19 protein-coding genes are annotated in these 20,208 nt (G+C 43.8%); 9 read left to right on the forward strand and 10 right to left on the reverse strand.

Going from position 1 to position 20,208, the window contains the following annotated elements; genetic code table 11:
* Positions 1 to 5: 5 nt before the first annotated feature.
* The 5 genes from GTQ43_RS36920 to GTQ43_RS36940 form a co-directional block, all read right to left on the reverse strand.
* Complete coding sequence (locus tag GTQ43_RS36920) at positions 6 to 557, reverse strand: GNAT family N-acetyltransferase (protein WP_265277755.1); 552 nt, start codon at positions 555 to 557, stop codon at positions 6 to 8.
* Positions 558 to 1,091: 534 nt separating this feature from the next.
* Positions 1,092 to 2,867: a type IV secretory system conjugative DNA transfer family protein gene (locus tag GTQ43_RS36925; protein WP_265277649.1), complete on the reverse strand. Its 1,776-nt coding sequence runs from the start codon at positions 2,865 to 2,867 to the stop codon at positions 1,092 to 1,094.
* Positions 2,868 to 3,334: 467 nt separating this feature from the next.
* Positions 3,335 to 3,592: a hypothetical protein gene (locus GTQ43_RS36930; RefSeq protein ID WP_265277650.1), complete on the reverse strand. Its 258-nt coding sequence runs from the start codon at positions 3,590 to 3,592 to the stop codon at positions 3,335 to 3,337.
* Entirely contained in the window at positions 3,589 to 4,131 is a 543-nt protein-coding gene (locus GTQ43_RS36935; RefSeq protein ID WP_265277651.1) for a hypothetical protein, read from the reverse strand. Before GTQ43_RS36935 ends, GTQ43_RS36930 begins: the two co-directional genes overlap by 4 nt.
* Positions 4,132 to 4,146: 15 nt before the next feature.
* Positions 4,147 to 4,839 (reverse strand): hypothetical protein, encoded by a 693-nt coding sequence (locus GTQ43_RS36940; protein WP_265277652.1) that lies wholly within the window; start codon positions 4,837 to 4,839, stop codon positions 4,147 to 4,149.
* Between the two features lie 160 nt (positions 4,840 to 4,999).
* Between GTQ43_RS36940 and GTQ43_RS36945 the strand changes: the two genes are divergently transcribed.
* Positions 5,000 to 6,111 (forward strand): IS630 family transposase gene (locus GTQ43_RS36945; protein WP_414859182.1). Its coding sequence is split into 2 segments (ribosomal slippage): positions 5,000 to 5,420 and positions 5,420 to 6,111, totalling 1,113 coding nucleotides; the frame shifts between segments, so codons are not numbered across the junction.
* Positions 6,112 to 6,132: 21 nt separating this feature from the next.
* On the opposite strand, the gene GTQ43_RS36950 is transcribed toward GTQ43_RS36945, so the two are convergent.
* Genes GTQ43_RS36950 through GTQ43_RS36965 form a run of 4 tightly spaced genes read right to left on the reverse strand, consistent with a single transcriptional unit; the run spans position 6,133 to position 8,221 of the window.
* The gene (locus GTQ43_RS36950; protein WP_265277653.1) at positions 6,133 to 6,480 is read right to left on the reverse strand and encodes a hypothetical protein; all 348 of its coding nucleotides are present in this window, start codon (positions 6,478 to 6,480) and stop codon (positions 6,133 to 6,135) included.
* Between the two features lie 33 nt (positions 6,481 to 6,513).
* Positions 6,514 to 6,804, reverse strand: coding sequence for a hypothetical protein (locus tag GTQ43_RS36955; protein WP_265277654.1), 291 nt, complete (start codon positions 6,802 to 6,804; stop codon positions 6,514 to 6,516).
* A complete protein-coding gene (locus GTQ43_RS36960; RefSeq protein ID WP_265277655.1) occupies positions 6,801 to 7,142 on the reverse strand; it encodes a hypothetical protein in 342 nt (113 codons plus the stop codon). Before GTQ43_RS36960 ends, GTQ43_RS36955 begins: the two co-directional genes overlap by 4 nt.
* Positions 7,143 to 7,144: 2 nt before the next feature.
* On the reverse strand, positions 7,145 to 8,221 hold the full coding sequence (locus GTQ43_RS36965; RefSeq protein ID WP_265277656.1) for a ParM/StbA family protein: 1,077 nt from the start codon (positions 8,219 to 8,221) through the stop codon (positions 7,145 to 7,147).
* Between the two features lie 231 nt (positions 8,222 to 8,452).
* Here GTQ43_RS36965 and GTQ43_RS36970 point away from each other — a divergent pair, with 231 nt between their 5' ends.
* From GTQ43_RS36970 to GTQ43_RS36995, 6 genes are all read left to right on the forward strand, one after another.
* Positions 8,453 to 8,659 carry a plasmid partition protein ParG gene (locus GTQ43_RS36970; protein WP_265277657.1) on the forward strand — a complete coding sequence of 69 codons (207 nt, stop codon included), beginning with the start codon at positions 8,453 to 8,455 and terminating at the stop codon, positions 8,657 to 8,659.
* A 145-nt stretch (positions 8,660 to 8,804) separates the two neighbouring features.
* Positions 8,805 to 10,634: a helix-turn-helix domain-containing protein gene (locus GTQ43_RS36975; RefSeq protein ID WP_265277658.1), complete on the forward strand. Its 1,830-nt coding sequence runs from the start codon at positions 8,805 to 8,807 to the stop codon at positions 10,632 to 10,634.
* Between the two features lie 540 nt (positions 10,635 to 11,174).
* A complete protein-coding gene (locus GTQ43_RS36980; protein ID WP_265277659.1) occupies positions 11,175 to 14,678 on the forward strand; it encodes a DUF3854 domain-containing protein in 3,504 nt (1,167 codons plus the stop codon).
* A gap of 20 nt (positions 14,679 to 14,698) precedes the next feature.
* Positions 14,699 to 14,992 carry a hypothetical protein gene (locus GTQ43_RS36985; protein WP_265277660.1) on the forward strand — a complete coding sequence of 98 codons (294 nt, stop codon included), beginning with the start codon at positions 14,699 to 14,701 and terminating at the stop codon, positions 14,990 to 14,992.
* A gap of 193 nt (positions 14,993 to 15,185) precedes the next feature.
* The gene (locus GTQ43_RS36990) at positions 15,186 to 15,500 is read left to right on the forward strand and encodes a hypothetical protein (RefSeq protein ID WP_265277661.1); all 315 of its coding nucleotides are present in this window, start codon (positions 15,186 to 15,188) and stop codon (positions 15,498 to 15,500) included.
* A complete protein-coding gene (locus tag GTQ43_RS36995; RefSeq protein WP_265277662.1) occupies positions 15,497 to 15,877 on the forward strand; it encodes an aspartyl protease in 381 nt (126 codons plus the stop codon). The genes GTQ43_RS36990 and GTQ43_RS36995 overlap by 4 nt, the downstream gene beginning before the upstream one ends.
* Positions 15,878 to 16,107: 230 nt before the next feature.
* Here GTQ43_RS36995 and GTQ43_RS37000 read toward each other — a convergent pair whose 3' ends face one another.
* On the reverse strand, positions 16,108 to 17,571 hold the full coding sequence (locus GTQ43_RS37000) for an ISLre2 family transposase (RefSeq protein ID WP_265276946.1): 1,464 nt from the start codon (positions 17,569 to 17,571) through the stop codon (positions 16,108 to 16,110).
* A 205-nt stretch (positions 17,572 to 17,776) separates the two neighbouring features.
* Here GTQ43_RS37000 and GTQ43_RS37005 point away from each other — a divergent pair, with 205 nt between their 5' ends.
* Positions 17,777 to 19,231: a DEAD/DEAH box helicase gene (locus GTQ43_RS37005; RefSeq protein ID WP_265277663.1), complete on the forward strand. Its 1,455-nt coding sequence runs from the start codon at positions 17,777 to 17,779 to the stop codon at positions 19,229 to 19,231.
* 419 nt (positions 19,232 to 19,650) lie between these two features.
* On the forward strand, positions 19,651 to 20,208 hold the full coding sequence (locus GTQ43_RS37010; protein WP_265277664.1) for a recombinase family protein: 558 nt from the start codon (positions 19,651 to 19,653) through the stop codon (positions 20,206 to 20,208).

Below are 20,208 nucleotides of genomic sequence, written 5' to 3' on the forward strand. Positions count from 1 at the left end.
CACTTCTATAATTGTCGCCGCAATAGTCCGTATTCAAAATAAACTAAATCGTCGTTTTCTTCATCTGCTCCGTAGTTTGTCATCATTTGGTCGTCGTAAAATCTTACGCTTCCAGGCAACGAATGCAATCCTACCCTCCCACCATATCCTAGCTCGACGCTTCGGATGCGGGCATATCGTAATAAATTACTTCCAACTCCACGATATCTTGGTAAACGCTGGATTTCCTTTCGATTCCACGGTGCAGTCGTCAAGTATTCAATATATACTAGCCTCCGTCCCAAGGCTTCAATTGAACCGTGACGTTGCGTTTCTATCTTCATCAATCCCTGCGTACAACCTTCTGCCTCTAAAGCATAACCTTCGTATTCTTCATTCCTATCAATAAAATCGCGCTTGAAAGCCCAGTCCCAGAATTTATCGTCGGCTTCAACTATACGCAATTGCTCAAGCCATAAATTGGCAAAATCATCTACATGATTCGGCGCTAAATCAACAATCAAGCCTTCAATTAATAGATTATCAGCACGCCTGATTAATTCAACTTTTAGCTGCACCTTTTCTACCTGAAACTTCCTAATTATCATTAGATAATAGCTATTATTGGTTCAATAATTGCGCTCAATTCGTCATCTAAAGTACCAATTAGTAATTATTACCTGCGGGAGGCGGCGCGAACAAGATAGTCCTTGGCGAATTTGTCATGTATAAAGCGCGTAATTCAATTTTAACATTGGGCAGATTCTCTGAAAAATTTCAGAGAATTAATATATCTTGACTGACAAGTAAATAACTAATTTATCAATACCCCCTACACCCCACACCCAGCCGGATTCAGATAACTTTGTGATCTACTGAATTTAAATTAGCTTGATAGTGGAGATATAGGTCAAAGATTTGTTGTTGGATTATCTACTACTTAGAAGTTGGATTGGTGTTGGGGAAGAGAGTGAATTGTTGGATTGGTGTTGGATGCTGTAATTTCGATATGTCAATACTTTTGGGTATGTAGGTTGGTTTTGGATGTGTTGGGGAAGAGTGCATATATTCCCCAAAAAGTGCAATTTATCCAACCCAACCAACAGTCCAACCTAATCGACTAATCTGTAACTATCTTCACCTGTACAAATGACTTTCTCTTTTTGTACAAGTAGGTTGAGTTCGTCGCGGATTTGTGCTTCCGATACGCCCTTGAATTTACTACCTGCATTCTGTTTAATTTGACGTGGAGTCTTTGCACCTTTCCCCTTGAGATAATCAACCAGTTTGGTTTGAATCTCGGTTAGTTTGATGTCTGGGCTTACTTGATTAGCATCACTAGCATTTTCATCAACCCGATGATTGGTTGTTTGATTAAGCGAACTATTTATACTAGTCGTAGGGACATCAATATCGAATTCCAGCCTGAGTAGATTATCAAGATATTCCGGACTAACTGTATCAAGTTGAATGGCTGGTTTAATTCCTGGCTTATAACTGGTGATGTCTGGCAGAATATCTAGCTGCATGGGGTCAACTGAGATAAATATTAGCGGTTGTCCTAGTTGCTTGGATTGTGGTTTTAACTCGTTAAATCTTTCTTTTAATGAGGAACGCTTTTCTGCATCTTCTACAATCTTGGCATTAGTTATGAGGTTGTACAGTACGCCATAGCTGTCATTAACTGTACCATCTGCTTCAACGTTGTAATTGCCTTGGGCAATGATGTAAAGGTTTTTTCTAATATTACTGTCACCTATACCCAAGGCAGCTAAATTAAACGATTGAGTATCGATAATCAGGCAAACATTTAGTTCTCTACCGACTGTAATAATGGTGCTGATTTTCTTGAGGTATGGTTGAAACCATGCTTCATCTTTTACTGTTTCGTAGATTGAATGCCAATCGGCTAGGATTAACCTGACTGGTTGATGATCAAATTCATGGCGGCGGTGTTCTGGTACTCGACGGCGTTGGTCGTAAATGCTGTAAACTTGGTCAATGGCAGCCATCGCCAGTTGTGGTTCTAAAGGGTCAAATAAAAGTACCCGTCCTTTTTTGTCTAGCCCACAAAAACTGTCATTCTTTTGAGCGATCGCCCAGACATCAGCTTGGGGAAACCGTTTACTGAACTGGTTGAGCATATAGCTCTCAGTCACCGATTTACCAGCACCAGTACCACCTACAATTAGGGTTGAGCGCTTGGCACCCAAGATGCGATTAAGCGGCTCCAGGGTGGGACTTGCATCATTACTAGAAGTCCGATTTTGGGTTGTTTCAGAGATTTCACCCCCTGTATTCTCACTTTCTAAGCGTGCTTCTTTATCCCCCGAACCTTCTACTTTATCGCTGGGGTCAACTGTTCCTTGTAAAGTTTGGCTTCCTTGCAGGTATGGGGTTTTCTGAGACTTGAGAAAGTTGATGTACTCCTGCTTCTGTTGCTCGCTCATCCCAGCAGTTTCTGCTTCAAACACCGCGTCGTTGGCTGACATCTGGGTGATTTTGATTTCGGTTTCGCCCAAGATTTCGGCTTTTTGGATGTCTACCGTGTGGTCGTTGGCTATCATGTCGAGTGAGGTTTGTAACTCAACCTGCGCCATTGCGAATTCACGGTAATCGTCTAGCAATTGCGATCGCGCTTTAAGTTCTGCTTGTGCCACATCTCGTGTTTCTGCTATGGCTTGGAAGTTAGCCAGTTTGCGCTCGTTGTCTTGGAGGTGACGCAACATCCAGCCCGCAGTGGCAAACCCAACGAATGCACCCATCGCCCACAGGGGTTTGTGGGGGTTAGTAGCTTTGACCAAACCCTTGGGTGAAATACCCTCATTGGGTACAACAACCGTAGGCGCTCCGTCTTTCTGCCACTGCTGCCAGTGCCATAAGGTCATGCGGTAGGGTCGGTTGTGATTATCGGCACACCGTAGTCCTTGTTGGGGAGTGCGGATGCAGAAGTAAATGTGATTTTACCCCCTGCATGACCAAATTTTGAACCATAACGTGACCAAAAGTTAACGTAATTTCAAGCTTTTGAGCCAATCAACAACTTAACTTTATGAATCAAATTATGTCCGCGTGTTTTAAATGTGAACCATAATACGACTAAAAGTTTTATTTTCAGACTTGGTAAAAAATGCCGAGCAAGACACACTAATTTAGTCGAAAATTTTAAACTTTCGGTCAAAATATGATTCAAAATGTCCACGATATGGTTCAAAAATATGTTTAGTCGAAAATTCAGTGATTAAGCGATCGCTCGATACTTGGTTTTAAAAGCTCTCGCTCAAGAACACGTACAAATGAACTATAAAACCCACGTTGCGCCCTGGAATTAAGTTTTGACGTTTTTGGACTCCATTTATAACTTTGAAGTATATGTTGTTCTAGTGCGGAGTGAAGCGTATCGTGTCCGTTTGGTCAAAATATGGTTCAAATCACAGTAAATGCGATCGCTCGCGAACTGAGTCCACGAAGCCGCGGCACAGGTTACGCCGATGGTGAGAGAAACCCCAATGGCTGCAATCTTCTTATCAAAAGGCAGTTGTCCGAACCACTGCATGAAGCTGGACTGCTGCTGACGAGCTAATTGTTCGTGTTTGGGGGTCAAGTAGCTCATCTTCTCTCCCTACTAACACTGGTAATGTAAACAACCAAAACAGCGATAACTACTGCAATCCCTACTCCCGTTGTCCAATTTGATTTGTTGGGAGATGGTGCATACATCTGTTGGATTTCACTCTGTGCCACAGATTTAGATGTACTCGCTTCCCACCATTCGCCCACAGGTTCTGAGAGGGAACACAGGAGGGCAAGGGAGGCACTACAGCCCGTCATTATATTAGTTACTTGCCTCCCCTTCTCCCCTACTGCCGTCGCGGTGAAGTACAAATGTGCTACACCCAACGCCAGAAGCAGACCAACAGGGTGGACTTGGAGCAGGTGGAAGGTAAAAATCACGGCGGAGTTGAGGGATGCTCCAGCCACAATCTCGCATAGATTGCCTGCCCGTCGAAATGTCCGTTCCCGGTTGTTCTCTGGTACGGGCGGAGGCTGTGTGTTGGATTGTTGGGATTTTACCTGTTGTGGTTGTGCCAGCCCCATATACTCAAAAGGGCTGGTGTTAGTCGGTTTATCTTCGGGCTGACGTGCCAACACGACTCTATCCTCCCCTTAGCGCTTACCTAAGCCATCCCAGAAGTTCGTCCACCAATTTCCAAAACCGCGAACTGTGCCACTTGCTGATACGGAACTAGCTGGAGCGCCGCTGGAAGCAACTGATACTGGTATCGTTTCCGGTTGCTCTTGGTGGGGGTTCAGCGCCCTGGAGCCGTATCGGGCACGGGCAAGTAATTCCTGCCTTCTAGCCCTCAACCCCTCCTGGATGGTTTGACGTTGTTCGCTTACTTGGTGGCGACTTTCGATGGAGGAAATCTTGTTTTCATGCCGCCACAGTTCAGCCTGCAAGTCTTGGTGTAGTTGCGTGGCTATCTCGGTAAGTGCATTCTTCCGCTTTTGCTCAATCCGCAGCAAGTCAGCCCTATCCTGGGCATCAACCTTCTGCATCTCAGTATCAAATTCGGCGTTTATTTTCCTGATTTTGGCGATCGCGTTTGCAACCTTCGAGCCGAACTGTTTCCTTAGTTCCGTCCATGTCACCTGCCCGTCTGCTAGCTTCTGCATCGCCTCCAAATACTTTGAGGCGTTTTCCAGGAAGGGGTCAAGGTACTGCGCGAGTTGGTCGGCATTCTGCGCCATGTCTGCAAACTGCTCTAGCTTGCTGACATCAGAGAGATAAGCCAGAATATCAGCGTCTACACCACCCCAGGCGAGGGATTTTTCGTCGATGTGGGAGCTGTGTCCCATTGCTGGGTTTTTGATTCCAAAGTCCATAAGTCCTCCTAGAAATTGCCCCAGGTCAACGCCTGGGACGTTGCTTAATGACTATTAATGTCTAGTAGTCTGCCAAGGTAACTTTGCTAAGTAAAACCCCTAATTGGTAAAATAGCCAAAAATGGGGTGTAACATGGCGAAAAAGTACATTGTTGACTTGAATGAAGATGAAGTTTCTCAGCTACAAGCAATAATTAAAAAAGGTAAGCACAAAGCAAGAACTATAACCCGTGCAAACATTCTTCTAATGGCTTCTGAAGGAGAAACGGATCAAGCGATCGCTAGCATAGTTAGAGCGCATGTTGCAACAGTGCAACGAATACGAGAAAAATTTGTCATTGGGGGGTTAGATTTTGCTTTGAAGGATGAAGTTCATCCACCAAAACCTAAAAAGTTAGATGAAAAACAAGAAGCATTTTTGATTGCAACTGCTTGTTCTAATCCACCAGTCGGAAGAGTACGTTGGACAATGCAATTATTAGCAGATCATTTAGTGAACGTTGGTATCATAGATTCAATCTCAGATGAAACAGTACGTCAAACTTTAAAAAAAACGAAATCAAGCCTTGGTTGAAAGAACAATGGTGTATTCCTGAAGTTAACGCAGAATATGTTTTCCGAATGGAAGATGTGCTGGATTTATACAATGAGCCTTATGATCCTAAACGCCCTGTAGTCTGCTTTGATGAACGTCCATACCAATTAGTAGAAGAAGTAAGACTTCCTTTGCCACCAGAGCCGGAGCAGCCTGAACGTTATGACTTTGAGTATAAACGTAACGGGACAGTAAATTTATTTGCATGTTTTCAACCCTTGGCGGGCTGGCGGCATATCGAAGTTACAGAGCGTCGAACTAAAGCCGATTTTGCTAAACAGATGAAAAATTTAGTAGATGTTTGCTACCGAGATGCCGATGTTGTTCGTTTAGTAGTTGATAACTTGAATATTCATACCCCCAGTGCATTATATGAAGTTTTTTCACCAGAAGAAGCACGTCGAATTATTCAAAAATTAGAGTTTCACTATACTCCTAAACACGCTTCTTGGCTGAATCAAGTAGAAATTGAATTATCTGTTTTGTCTCGCCAATGTTTAGAACGCCGTATTCCTAATCCAGAAACATTAACTTCTGAGATTGCCGCTTGGGAGAAACAACGTAATCAGCAAAAAGCCAGTGTCTATTGGGGTTTTCAAACCAAAGATGCTCGCCGAAAAATGCAGCGTTTATATCCGAATTTAACCTAGCAAAGTTGGCTTGGCAGACTACTAGCTATGTCTAGTCAAAATCTTTCTGGTATTGCCCCAACGGAGTTGGGCAGTCAGCGCTTCGATTAGCCCCTCTACCTCGTCTTCAGCAATACCCTCAAGAATGGCGATCGCTTCACGGATATTGCTCTGACATTTTTCTGAGTACCCCTGCAATGTTTCATGAGCAGCGTGTTCCAGGGTGTACTCTCCTTTGTCAGCAACTTCGATGTGAAACAGGTAGTAAGTCAGTGTAGCTCTCAAGGCAAGTTTCTCAGTATGGTCTAAGGAGTCTAATTGTGACCCGAAGCGTTCAACAAGGCGGTCAATTTGGTCAGTCTGGGTGAAATAAGTTACTGGTTTTGTCATGATGGTTAATGTCCTAAATCTCATTACTGGGATTTATGAAGGCAGGAGGAGTGACACCTGAGATTCGCAGTCCGTAGTGTCACTCTCCTTTAAATGCTTTGGCTGCACATTCCATACACTGGCTGACAAAATCTTTGCGTCGCCCAAGGGTACATCTACATGTAGGTAATTCAATAACTGGCTAACTGCCATCTTTGCGTCACCCAAGGTTACATCCACGGAAGGAATATAGTCATCGACAATGACTTTAAACTCTGCACTGGCGATGATTTCGCCCAACCATTGCTCGATTTGGTTGAGTTTGGCGATTTGGTCTATTGTCATGCTGCCTCCTCGTATAAATCGCCCAAGTCTGCGTCAAATTCAAAGTTGTCTGGTTCTGGAACAGATGCTTTAAGTGTTGGAGCATCCGTCGCCTGTTGGTTCAATCCAACAACTCTATTACCAGGAACCCAACTCATCAGCCAACTAAACAATTTGGCGAATGGTATCTGTTTCGCCATCGACTGCGCCAACTTGTGTTCGTAAATAATGGCGTTTGTCAGTGTGGTTAACTCAGCACTGGTAACTAAAGATGCTGGTTTGTCTAACACCCTCTGTGCATGAGATTTCAGATACTCTTCAATGTGTGGCTCTAGGCGCACTCGCTTGTTCTCAGCCATAATTATTTCCCTCGCTGCATTCTGCCAAATGCCATGCGTTGCAATCCAACTGCATTGGCCCAACATCCCTCTGGTACTGGGGTAATACCCTCTCGTTGCAGCATGGAGGCTATTCCTGGCATCTCGACACCACCGCCCCAAGCAACAAAACTTTGAGCGGCATCTCGCCACTCCTCAACTTCCTTAAAGGCAAGGCGCAGGCGATCTGCTAACCAAGGTTTGAGATGACGGGCATAAATGTGACGGAAGTTAAAATTGCGAGTGCCATACTGGAATAGATGCGATTCAATACCCTGGCGAATAATTTCAATGCTGCCAGCTTTGCCCGTTCCCAAGAATTGAACCAATTCTGGATCTGCGGCTATTGCATCCAACAAGTCGATACATCCCCCTACCTCTAAAACTTGGCGATGGATAATACTGCCGCCTGGAGCGAAAACTGTGGGAATAACTGTGGATGTACCAAAATCTACTGCGATGGCATGGGCGCTGCGGTCAATTAATGGTTCAGGTTTAGCGGAAACGCAGTAGGAGTAGGAGCCAGCGCCTTCGGGGACAACCAAACTCACGTTCAAATTGACCTGTGAAGTGGGCGTATTTTTGCCGTTGAAACTGACTGTGTGACTGCCACTGGTTTTGTCAGTTAACAAATTTTTGAAAATCTTCACATTATGTATAGATAGCACTAAATGCAGGTTCCACTCTTGACGGTAGGGCAGGGTAGCCAACGCCCCAAGTAATGTGTGCAAGCCGTATTCAGCTTTTAGTGCCGGGTCGTCACTGAGTTTGATGTGGGTTGTAGGGGCTTTCCAACTGGCAAGTGTACCAGTGAGGAATTCCCGCCCAACTAAATCCAACCTGTCGCCTGAGTGGTAGAAGAAGTGTCCACCTTCATTCGAGGTCAGGATATCGTGCAATTCTTCCTTTATTTCCAAGACTTTTGAGGGAGTACGAACTCTTGTTTGGGTAGTGCCATTGCCTAAGCAAAGCTTTTTTAGCCCTGCCCCAGAATCGTCTCCTACAGCTATTGCTGGGGTAGTTTGGGGTGTTTCAGCCTCTTTTAGCTGAGTAGCAATCATTATTGAGTTCCTCCAGATATTAGAGTTTCAGGCGCTCAATCCTTTGTCAGAGTTGATTGAGGCGATTTTTTTGACAATAAAACTCTGTCACCCAAATTCAACGGCAAATAGGCTTGCAGTCAGGTTTTTGGGCGTTTTTAGTCTATGGTGGTAGTATAACACTACTACTCGTAAACGCGTAACTGAGTAAACTGGAAAAAGCAAAACAGTAATATACGAGGATAAGCGTATATGAGACTTGAGGAACTAATGGCGAAACTACCGCCAGACATGACGGAACTGAGCAGCTATATCGACAAGGATTTGAAGCTGAGATTTAAGCTGGCTTGCACAGCAAAACAAAAAACTATGAGCGAAGTGATAACTGACCTTATAGAAGAATGGCTAGAAGAAAACGAAAACCCCTCGCCCGTCAAGAAAGAAAAGGGGGAAGCATGAACACTCATCTGTATCGACCCGCTGACACTTGACACTGCCCGTCACAAAGTTTGTCAGCGATCGCAGATACCCTTCCGCCCCTGTTGTTTACTTTGTGATGCAACATAAGCGCGGAACCCGCATTAGTTGGTCAGTCTTAGAGATTATGTTAGACCAAGATAATAAGGATTATTTCAAACTTAAAATAATCCGTCTGTTAGAAGAGTTTCTCTTAGAAAGAATTACCAAACTAGACCCAGATATAAGAGGAGAACAAAATATAAATAATGTACCTCTTGGAGTTGAGACAGTATTTTTAGAAAAGTATTTTAAAATTCCTGACGAATTCTGGGATTTGAAATATGAATGGCTACAGCAGGCTCACGAATTAGCTCAGAATGAGAAAGAATTGCAGAAATTTTTAAATTCAGAACTTAACCCATATCTGGATTTATTCAAAGACATAGAAATTGATAAAACCCTACTTGCATCTAGAAAAACTCCCTCAAGATGCAAGCCAGGTTCTAGTAATGGCGATACTGTATTCGTTATCGAAGATTCCCTAACTCAGCTATGTGCGCTCCGAGTTGCTGCTGAGTTAATACAAAAAATGGAATTGCATAAGCTCAGTTTGTCAACTCTAGAAAATCTATTAGGAGAGCCAACATTAGGAGAGCCAGCCACTGAACCCAAACTACCCGAAATTACAGGCTTACCCACTCCAGCACCTCTGAGGGCTGGTGTTGAGTCTCACTATCGTCCCGATAAATGGAAAAGAAATGCCAATAACTACGGTGTTTTTGAAGCGGCTTCTAAGACTAACCCCAACAATCGGGTAGAAGTCTTCATAGGCGGGGAAAAGGATGGTGATATTTTGGCATGGGAAGCAGCCCTTCAAGTTATCGATTTAATGGGAATTGACGCCGCAAAACTTCAGTTAGTTTTTGCTTCCCATCTTTTTAATCAACATAACCCTTTTCAATCCAATTTCAGTTTAAAAGGTACAGAAGTCATTAAACAAATAGGTTGGGATAAAAAACATCGTTTAACTGTATCTGAAAAACTCGCTGAACTTGCTAGCATCGCCTTTCATCTGGGACGAATGCTGATGGAATGTACCTGGGTTGAAGGCAAGCCGAAGGGCAATAAAGTTGATGTTAGTGTTAGTGTTTCTCCACTATGGGTAATCGAGGTAGATGCCAGAGGACAGAAGAATATATTTACAGGAAAGGTGGATGCTCCTTTGGAAGTTTACATCAATGTTAGTCCTGGTCCTTGGGCTGAGAAATGGCTAAATAGGATGGGAATAAAAGCTGGAATTGCGCTGCATCAATTTGGCTGGCTAGCCACAGAAATCTTGAAAATCGACCCCTACCATGAAGAACTGGCACTGAAGCTGGCAATTCACCTCACAATGGTTAGCCGCATCAAAATGTGGGATAAAAACCAGTACGAACACAAAGTTGGCAGCCTGTTAGAAGCCGTAGAGCTTGAGTCCCGAATTAATGCAGCACGTCAAGGTTTTCGGGAAGCCTACAACCTGAAGCAACGATGGGATAACTCTCTGACTTTATTAATGAGTATGGACTGGCGAGTTATCTTTGACGATTCCACCTACCCAGAATGGTTGAGACCCAATAGCCAAGCGTCCAAACCTTCTGATTGGAGAAAAGAGAAAATTATTGACCGACTGTGGAAAGCCAAGTTGACGATTAAGCCGCCTGACCCTATCCCAGCGCTGCTAGCTGCCAAGACTGAACCATTACAACTGAAGCCAGTCACACGCACCAAGTCAGAAGCTATCTTAACAGGGGCTGATATCCGGAAGCAAAGAGAAGCCAAAGGAGTAAGCCAAACAGCCCTGGCTGAGTGGGCGGGTAAAACCAAAGCTTGGCTGTGCATGGTGGAGAAGGGCAAACGAAAACTAGACCCGAAAGAAGCAAAAGAGCTTTGGGCGGGTATTGACTTTTTGGCGAATAAGTCAGACCAACCGTGATTTTACCTTCCCCAAGATAATTTGGAATTTGCGATGGTAAAACCCTAGCTACAAGAGGGTTTCAAGCTTTTCAATCAAGCAAGTTACACCCCACAAGGGTGTTAACACCTTATGGGGTAAATAGTTAACAGTTTTGTTAACCAAAAAAAGTTGCTAAAAAAGGCTTCTAAAGTTTGCAGGGCAATACTTTCAGCGGTTAACAAAAAATGCCCCATCGGGCGATAAAAACGCCCCATCGGGCGATAAAAACGCCCCATCGGGCGAGATGCTTTTTCTGAAACCCTTATTTAGCAATGGTTTCAGCCAGAGTTAACAGCTAGATCAGTATTGATCAGTTTTGATGGGAGCGCCAAGTGCCTGTTACAGAAGATGCTTTATTCGTGATTATTCCTATACCGGAATAGCCACCGTGAAGATTTCTATACAAAGTGCAAGCGTATCTAACGTCTCAAGTCAATCGCTTTCCCCTTCACCTTTCTCTCTTTTGTGTCCCATTCCCGGACTATTGAGGTGTAATAGTGGCAGAAGGGGTGATGCCTCATGAACGACAACACCCCCAACCTTTACCCGAATAACCTCACACCTGCCGAGTACCACGAACTTGCCGCTAAGAGCGCCATCCACCCCGCGCTGATCGATCGCAATTTCGTCCACATCGTAGGAGAAGTAGTTTTCTCTTACCTGTTCATCTCCAATGCCATCCCCCGCAAAAACGCCGGGAGAGTCACGGATGGCTTCTTAAAGCAGTACCAGCACGCCACTGAGGGGGGATTATGGATTAGCGGACTTGACCCCCTTAATAATTGGCAACCGATGGAATGGGGGCGATTTAAGCCTTCCCTACCCCGGATTGATTCAGAAAAAGGCAAACTCGTCAAATACGAATCACCACCCAAAACGCCCAACCGTGTCACCTACTTCGATATTCCCGACTGCATTTGGGATTTAGTAGCGCAACGGTACAATAATATCAAGCGGTATCATTCCCCCCTAGCGCTGCGCTTGCAAGATAGGCTTAATCCGCGCTTATTTTGGGAGTGGGTGCAGCGACACCCAGAAATCCCAATAATCCTGTGTGAAGGCGAAAAGAAAGCCGCTAGCTTGTTAAGTTTGGGATTTGTAGCGATCGCCCTCCCCGGTATCTGGAACGGACGGGTTGGGAAAAAAGATTTTGACGAACGCCTGCACCCCGATTTAATGCCGCTAGCACAAAAGGGGCGCAAGTTTATCATCCTCTTCGACCACGAAACAAAACTTAAAACTCGTTGGTCAGTCTTCCAAGCCACCGTGCGTACTGGCAAGACAATTGAGGCCGTTGGTTGTCACTGTGAGGTAGCATTGCTACCAGGGCCAGAAAAAGGCGTAGATGATTTTGTTGTTGCCCGTGGCGAAAAAGCCGACGAGTTACTGAGTGCGATCGTCGATGATGCCAAAAGCCTTAAAGATTACCAGCGCTCTTACTTCCAAAAACACCGGGGACTAAGCAGCAGATACAAACCACATATTACAGTAAATGTCAAGTATCTAACTCAAGCCTTGGACGTTCAAGATTTAGGGGAAGAATCCCTTAACAGTCAGGGGGGAGGGGGAGAGAGGCTTCAAAGGGGAAGTGTTAATGAGCAATTCCCCCACAGCCCCCAACCCCAGAGAGGACAAGGTGCGCTCACTCTCCCACTCCCTCACTCTCCCACTCTCCCACTCCCTCACTCCCCCACTCCCCCACTCCCCCACTCCCCCACTCCCTCACTCCCCCATTCCCTCACTCCCTCACTCCCCCACCACCCCACCTTCCAACTACCTCAATCTGGATTGGTGGCCCTATGGAGTGACATGGGTACAGGTAAAACCGAGCTAATGCGGCGCTGGCGTGACAAAAACCCAGATAAAAAATTCCTCAACAATGGACATCGGGTTAACTTGCTCAAAAACCTGTCAAATCGCCTGCAAACAGAAATATATTCCGCACTCCAGCATGGAGATTTAGCCAAAGTACAAGCTCTCAGCATCACCATCGACAGCTTGCACAAACTCAATACCAACGCCCTCAATTACGGCTGTGTCTTTATTGATGAAGCCTGCCAGTACTTAACGCACCTCTTACACAGCAAAACTTGCAAGGAGCATCGGGCTGCAATTCTTGAAGTCCTAGAATATCTCGTGTACAATGCACCACTAGTGGTAATCGCCGACGCCCACATGGACGATGTGACAGTAGACTTCTTCCGGGCAATGCGTCCTTCATGGGAAGTACCATACATCATCAAAAATAATTGGAAAAATGGCGATCGCTTAGTTTATTGGTATGAAGGCGATAATTCTTCTGCCCTAGTCGCTCAGATTTCGGCAGCGCTGATGATGGGACAGAAGATCATGGTGGTTTCCGACTCGAAGCGCTTTATTAAGAAACTTGAACAGTCGCTCTCTATGTCGGTGCGGGTGGAAGACTCAGATGAGCAGGAGCAGGGTGTTGGGTCTTGGGTGTTGGGTGTTAGGGAAGAAAAGACAGCAGCGCCTACAACCCCATACACTTCAGATAGCAGTTTAGGGGAAAGTGTCTCACCCATAACGGGAGAAACCAGAGTACACAACTTTGCTGACCACAGTTCCCAGCCCCAGAGGGAACCCCTAGCCCCCAGACCAACTCATGGCACTACACCCCAGACCTGCAACCCCAGACCCCTAAGAGTATGGGCGATTCACTCCGAAAACTCCGGGAGTGAAGAAAATGTCGCCTTCATTAAAGACATAACTAACGCTGTAAAGAGCCTAGATGCCCTTTTAACCTCTCCTAGCTTGGGTACAGGGGTCGATATCCCTGAATATCATTTTGATGCCGTTTTTGGCGTTTTTCACGGGGTTTCCCAAACTGCTACTGAGTGCGCCCAACAACTCTGGCGCTATCGCCCAAAAGTACCAATTCACGTTTGGGTAGCACCACGACCTCCCTTTGGCTACCTTGACACCAACGCCACCAAAATCAAAGAACGGTTACTGCAAACTAATGAAATAACCGCTTTTCTGTTGCGGATTGACCGGGAAACTGGCTCTCGTGGTGCTGAGAAAGATTGGGCATTAGATGCGTACTGCCAAATCATGGCTTCTCGTCATCAATCCATTAACAATCTGCGGGCTGATTTGCGCGACTTGTTGAGTGAGATGGGCAATCAAATTATACCTATGGGTGCAGATTCGGATGATCTCGCCCAGGAGCAGTTGAAAAATGCTGCTACTGCGTTGGATGCTGCTTATTGTGCAGCTGTTGCTAAAGCTAGGGATATTTCTCCTAGTGAGTATCGCTCAAAGCAAAGTAAAGATTACCTCAAGCCGGAGGAAGTCTTTGAATGCGAGAAATTCCGCATCAAAGATGCTTACGGGATGGAGGTGACAGAATCGCTGGTAGAAAAAGATAAAAAAGGTAAATTAATTCGTTCTATTGCTTCGCTGGAAGCAATAATCTCAGAGCCATCAGGCACAATTGCTGACCCGCATACAGGTAAATTATACCCCTTACCACCAGCGATTGTGGCGGAGAAAGACCGCTTTGAGCGGTTGCACTTGCCGTTGTGTATGGACTGGGGGAATTATTCGGTTGCTTGGCTGGCTAGATCTACTTTGGGATTGCCAAATATCCTCAAACGCTTAATTGATGGAGAGGAAGTTACGGCTCATGACCCGGAATTGGTGCAAATGTCCAAGCTTGCTGTACGCTTAACACCTCACATTAAAGCGATTTTAGGGTTTACGGTTCCTGCTGACTGCAAACCTATATGGTTGTTGGGGACAATGCTAGACCAGTTGGGATTAAAACTCTCTGACCATAAAGTAGGCCCCAAGGGCAAACAAGTTAAACATTTTTTACTTTCAACGGCGGAATTGGATTTTGCTCATGCGGTAATTGCCCACCGTGCCAGTAAGCGTGCCCAAAAGGAAGAACGGGCGCGTCAAGCAGATATTGACCAACAGCGATATCAGGCTGGAATGCAGGCTAGATATGGGGTTGCACCTCCGACTGTCCCGGTATCCACCCCCCCCATAATGGTATAGGGGAACCCCCATTGGGAGGAGTGGATACTACCGAAAAACAGGGGGTGGATTCGTCCAAGGGCAATAATTCCTCCCCCAAATATGAAGTCGGTGGGGATTGGGAACCTAACGATGGGGACAGCACCCCAATTGAAACCAGCCTCCAGATGCTTCGGGAAGCGATTGTGCAGGGAGTGGAGGCGGTAAAAGCCACAATATGCCGTTGGACTTCTGAGCGACGGTGGTGTGCTGTGCTGCTGCTGGAGGAAATAGCATCAAGTGAGCTACGTAAATTGGAGCAAATGATGCCGCATTTTTATACGTTATTGAGTTGAACGTACTGTTTCGTACTTAAACTCGGACGCGAACGTTAACCGTAACCGCTTCAATTGTCGATGCGGTATAGTTTGGGCTGTTAATTTTTTAATGTACTACCATTTCAAATAATGTTTGCGACACATAAATTCTTCGCAGGGGCATTGTGAGCAATAATTGAAATACTGCCGCCAGAGAGTGCCTTTATTTAATATGACTCAGCTATCAAAAGCCAGCCGAAGTCGGATATTACCGCAGTCTAAGATAACACCTGAAGATATCCACCACCGCAAGCACAAACGCACCGAAATTGGCAAACTTTGCCGAACAATTTTTGAACGCATTCGCCCAGACCTCATCGAAAACCATTACAACTGGTTCATCGCCATCGATGCGGACAGCGAAAACTACCTTATAGACCAGAAACTAGAAGGTTTGCTACAACAAGTTCGCAATTACTACACCAACCCAGATGCCAAACTCACTATTTTTCGCCTTAACGAAACTGGAGCCTGCGGCACAATATGATCGCGGGCAGATTTGGTGACAATGGGGAGTTGTTCTTTGAAATACAACTGGTTGCAGAAGAAGGCGAGCAATTTGAAGTTGAAGCGCTGTTTGATACAGGATTTACAACAGGGTGGTTGTCAATTAATTCTCAAGACTTGGAAGCTCTTGATTGGTCAATAATTATTCCTAAAATTGAGATGCGGACAGCTCAAGGGGTAGAGTATTTTGACTTATATGAAGGGAGAGTAATTGTTGATGACAAAGAATTTATTATTCCCGTTCATGTTGGGGAGGAACTACCTGATACTTTAATGGGTTCGCTGTGGTTAGATATCATGCAGCTGGTTGTGAATAAACCGAAAGGGATTTTGACAGGGAGCAATGCGATTTTGTGAGGTCTGGTCAAAAACCAGCGATCGCTAAAAATTATATTTAAGTACAAGGTGATTTTATTTGCAAATACAATACTGACTTACACAAAAATTCATCTTGATGAGATATCTCAAAAAGATTGCTAGCAAGTCATTTGACGATTATTTCTGAAAATATCTGCAATCAGCCTTTTATACTTAGTATCAATTATGCTAAAAAATAAATTAAAGACAAGACTAAAGTATAAAATTTATCAAGCAGTTTGGGATTTGATAAAGGAATTAAAGATAGAACCACAAAAATTATCCCAACTTCCAGCTATCCATTGACAACGCAGATGTAAGATAATTTCTGCATTTTCTTTCAACCAAAATTTACTGTTACCCTTGATTCTTAAGTTGACAACTTGACGGATTAAACTCTCAATTGCCCCACTACCTATTGGTAGTTTTTGGTCTAGTATCTTAGCGTAATTTAAACGCCTTTCACGATAAGCACGTAAAAGATAATTTCTCTGTACTACCATCGTTTTACAACGTTCTCCCGTAGCTTCAAAGATAAATTCATCCATCTGCCTAATTATGGTCATTGCATTACTTTTTTTTAAAGTTCTCCGTGCTTTTTTAAACCAATTATTCCGCTCTTTATCATCATTAAAAGCTACATCAGCAAATTTATGTAGTCGCTCAGTAACATGGTAAAAATCAAATAATTGATAAGTGGCATTGGGAGATTTCAATTTCTTTAAAAGGGGAGGGATATGTTTCCAAATCCATCCAGCACCGTCAGCAATTAATAAAACTTGTTTTGCTTGACTAATTCCTAAACTAATCAGATGCATTTCTAATATTGGTAAAAATCCCTTATAATCTTCATACGTACCATCGTTGATAATAGGGATGTCCTTAGTTTTTACTTTTTTTCCCTGTTCATCAACCACATAAATTGTTACTAATTTTGGCTCAACCCATTCTCCTATAAAGCCATGCTTGTTTGTTTTGGGATTTTTTCTACCTTTTTTATTAATCCTAATTCTACTCCTGCCACCATCTACAGCAATTACAACTCTCTGGTCTTTAAGTATATTTCCATCAAGTAATTTACCTTGCTGCAAGTTAGATATTTTAGCTTGACGTAAATCAATGCCAATTTGGCCAAATTTATATGTTAATCGCTCAATCCGTTTTAAACTAATATTAATTCCCCAACTGATGAGAATTGTATGTGAAGCTTCAAAGGAACTAGCAATCGCGCCATATTGAGCTATAGTTGTCCAAACAGCAGGGGTCAAACCTTCTGACAAACCCAACCATTTTAAAAAGGGACAACATCCTTGATTGTAAATTTTACTTTTGGTCTTTGCTTTTGACTTTTTTCTTACCATATATGGTAGTTTTAGAGTAACTAAAACATTCCCAACTGTTAATATCTGCCATTTTCTATAACCGTGTCTTTGCGTCTTGCCATCCTCACAATTTCTTGTTTGAATAATCGCAGTTTGATTAGCTAACTGAGATTGGGAAAGATTATACAACAAGATGGCAATACATTGACCAGCTAAAATAAGTGCAACTTCTCTAATCTTTTCTTCTCTCTGTTTAAAAATTTGCCCATTCCATTCATTGATATTCGTCAATTCTAAAGATTTTATAACTTCCAAAGAAAAATCTGATAATGATTTACTTAAATCTAACGTTGCATATATATTTTTTTCCATTAAGGTAGATAATCCTTATCACAAAACTATTGCTACTTGAGAATCTTACCTTTTTTTATTGTCAGAAAAAGAAACTGAAAACTCGTTGTGAATCAGATCATCATTATTACAGTATAAATACTATTTATTCGGTATAAATATATTTCAATCACTGAAAAAAGGATTTAGCGATCGCACCTTTTTTGGCTGACCTCACAAAATCGCATTGCTCCCGCACCCACTACAACAAGCCAGAGACTATACCGTAGCAGTCAACAAGATGCTAGAAAAAGATTCTCTTTTGGTGCAGCAAGAAGGTAAATATCAAGGCAAGCTGATTATCCCCTACGGTTACGGCGTGGTTTTTACTAACATCAGCCGCAAAGATTTTGAGCAAAGCGAACTACCCGCAGTGTTTGAGTCACACTTAGTTATCTGCAAAGATGAGATGTATGAAAAGGTTGATGTAGGGGAATTTCAGCAACGACTTTGGGATTTATCTGCATATCAATTTGGTAAAACCCTCACTCCTCACCAAATAGATAGAATCCGTTGGCATATCTTCCCAGAATTACGCATTAGTGCCAAACAGTTATCTTTGTTTGAGTTAGACACCGAGGCCACTGAAGAATCACCGCAGTTGCAAATCCCCGACATTCTCAAAATTATGGATTTGCAGCAAGAGCAGTTGGCACGAAGTTTAGGTGATGGACATCGGGTAATTCATGGCGTGGCTGGTTCCGGGAAAACCATGATTTTAGCCTACCGTTGTCAGCATCTTGCTCAAGTCAGTAATAAACCCATTTTAGTGCTGTGTTTCAATGTTTCTCTTGCTGCCAAACTACGGCAGACTATTCAAGATAAAAACAAAGTCAGTCGCATTAAGGTGCGACACTTTCATGGCTGGTGCATGGATTTACTCAAAAAATATGACATCCCTAGACCCGACTCTAGAGAGTATCAAGGTGATGCTTATGTAGAAGAACTCGTTCAAAGAGTAATTACCGCCGTTGATGCCAAATTAATACCGGCTGGCACTTATGGCGCTGTGATGCTCGATGAGGGACACGACTTTAAACCAGAGTGGCTCAAATTAATTGCCCAAATGGTCAACCCCGAAACCAATTCCCTGCTTATTCTCTATGACGATGCCCAAAACCTCTACGGTGAAAAGCGCGACAAGAAATTTAGCTTTAAGAGTGTAGGCATTCAGGCACAGGGACGCACAACTATTTTTAAACTCAACTACCGCAACACTGCTCAAGTATTGGGGGTAGCCTATGAATTTGCTAAAGAAGTAATGCAACCCACCGAAACCCAGGATGATGACCAACAAATATTGGTAGAACCTGCTAGTGCAGGACGGCAAGGCCCCAAACCAGACCTGATCCGTTTACCCAGTTTTAAACACGAGGTAGATTACTTAGCCCAGAGAGTACAACAATTACACGAGCGAGATATCCCCTGGAACGAAATAGCAATTATCTATCGCTCCAACTTTATGGGCGATCGCATCTACAACGACTTGCAACAAGCCCAAATACCAATAGAGTGGGTAAACGCCGACAGTGACAGCCGCAACTATCACCCAGCCGAACAAAGCATTAAACTCATGACTATGCACTCCAGCAAAGGGCTAGAGTTCCCAGTGGTGTTGATTCCTGGTGTTGGTTATATGTAACGACCTGCAATACTAATCGCTCAAACCTGCAATCAAGACATTTTCAAACCAGGATTAACTGCAACTATAATTACGCTTCAGCCAGGATTAATTGCAACTGAACCAGGATTAAATGCAACCAACCTGCAATCATCCGTTTGAACCAGGATTAATTGCAACTAACCGAAAGTCCAGTCAAACTGTAGGCAAGACAGTTTTCTCAAAAAACGCCCTAATTTACAAACACGCATTATTTAAATTTCAGCCGCTTGTTTATCTGCAACTATAAGGTAAAGAAAACGGTCGTTTTTTTAACCGTTATTACCACCCAGATTGCGAATCAGAAACGGAATCAAGTTTGGTAACGAAACTCGGTAATTATATCAAAGGCAACATACGCTGTTAAGTAACGAGTATATGTACTTGTTGAGGTTCAAAGTATGTTGATAGGCTATGCCCGAATTTCAACAGATGACCAAAATCTGAACCTGCAAATGGATGCTTTGCAGCTTGCTGGTTGCGAGAAAATTTACTCCGACCGTATAAGCGGTGCAAAAGCAGCAAGACCTGGACTCTCTCTAGCATTGGAGGTAGCACGAACTGGTGATGTTTTGGTGGTATGGCGGCTCGACCGCCTGGGAAGGTCGCTCAAAGACCTGATTGAAACGATGGAAACTTTAGGCCAGCGAGGAATTGGGCTTTCTAGTTTACAAGAATCCATTACTACCACAAACAACAGTGGTAGGTTGATTTTCCATTTATTTGGCGCATTGGCGGAATTTGAACGCAACCTAATCCGCGAACGCACAACTGCTGGACTAATCGCAGCGCGTAAGCGCGGTCACAGGGGAGGAAGACCAAAAGCCCTTGACCCAGCTAAACGTCAATTAGCAGTAAAGCTTTATACCGAAAAACAACACACCATTATTGAAATATGTAAGTTGATGGGAATTTCCAAACCAACGCTCTACAACTACATTGCAGAGATAAAGACCTAA

Origin of the sequence: Nostoc sp. KVJ3 (genome assembly GCF_026127265.1) — a bacterium.
Classification (GTDB): Bacteria; Cyanobacteriota; Cyanobacteriia; order Cyanobacteriales; family Nostocaceae; genus Nostoc.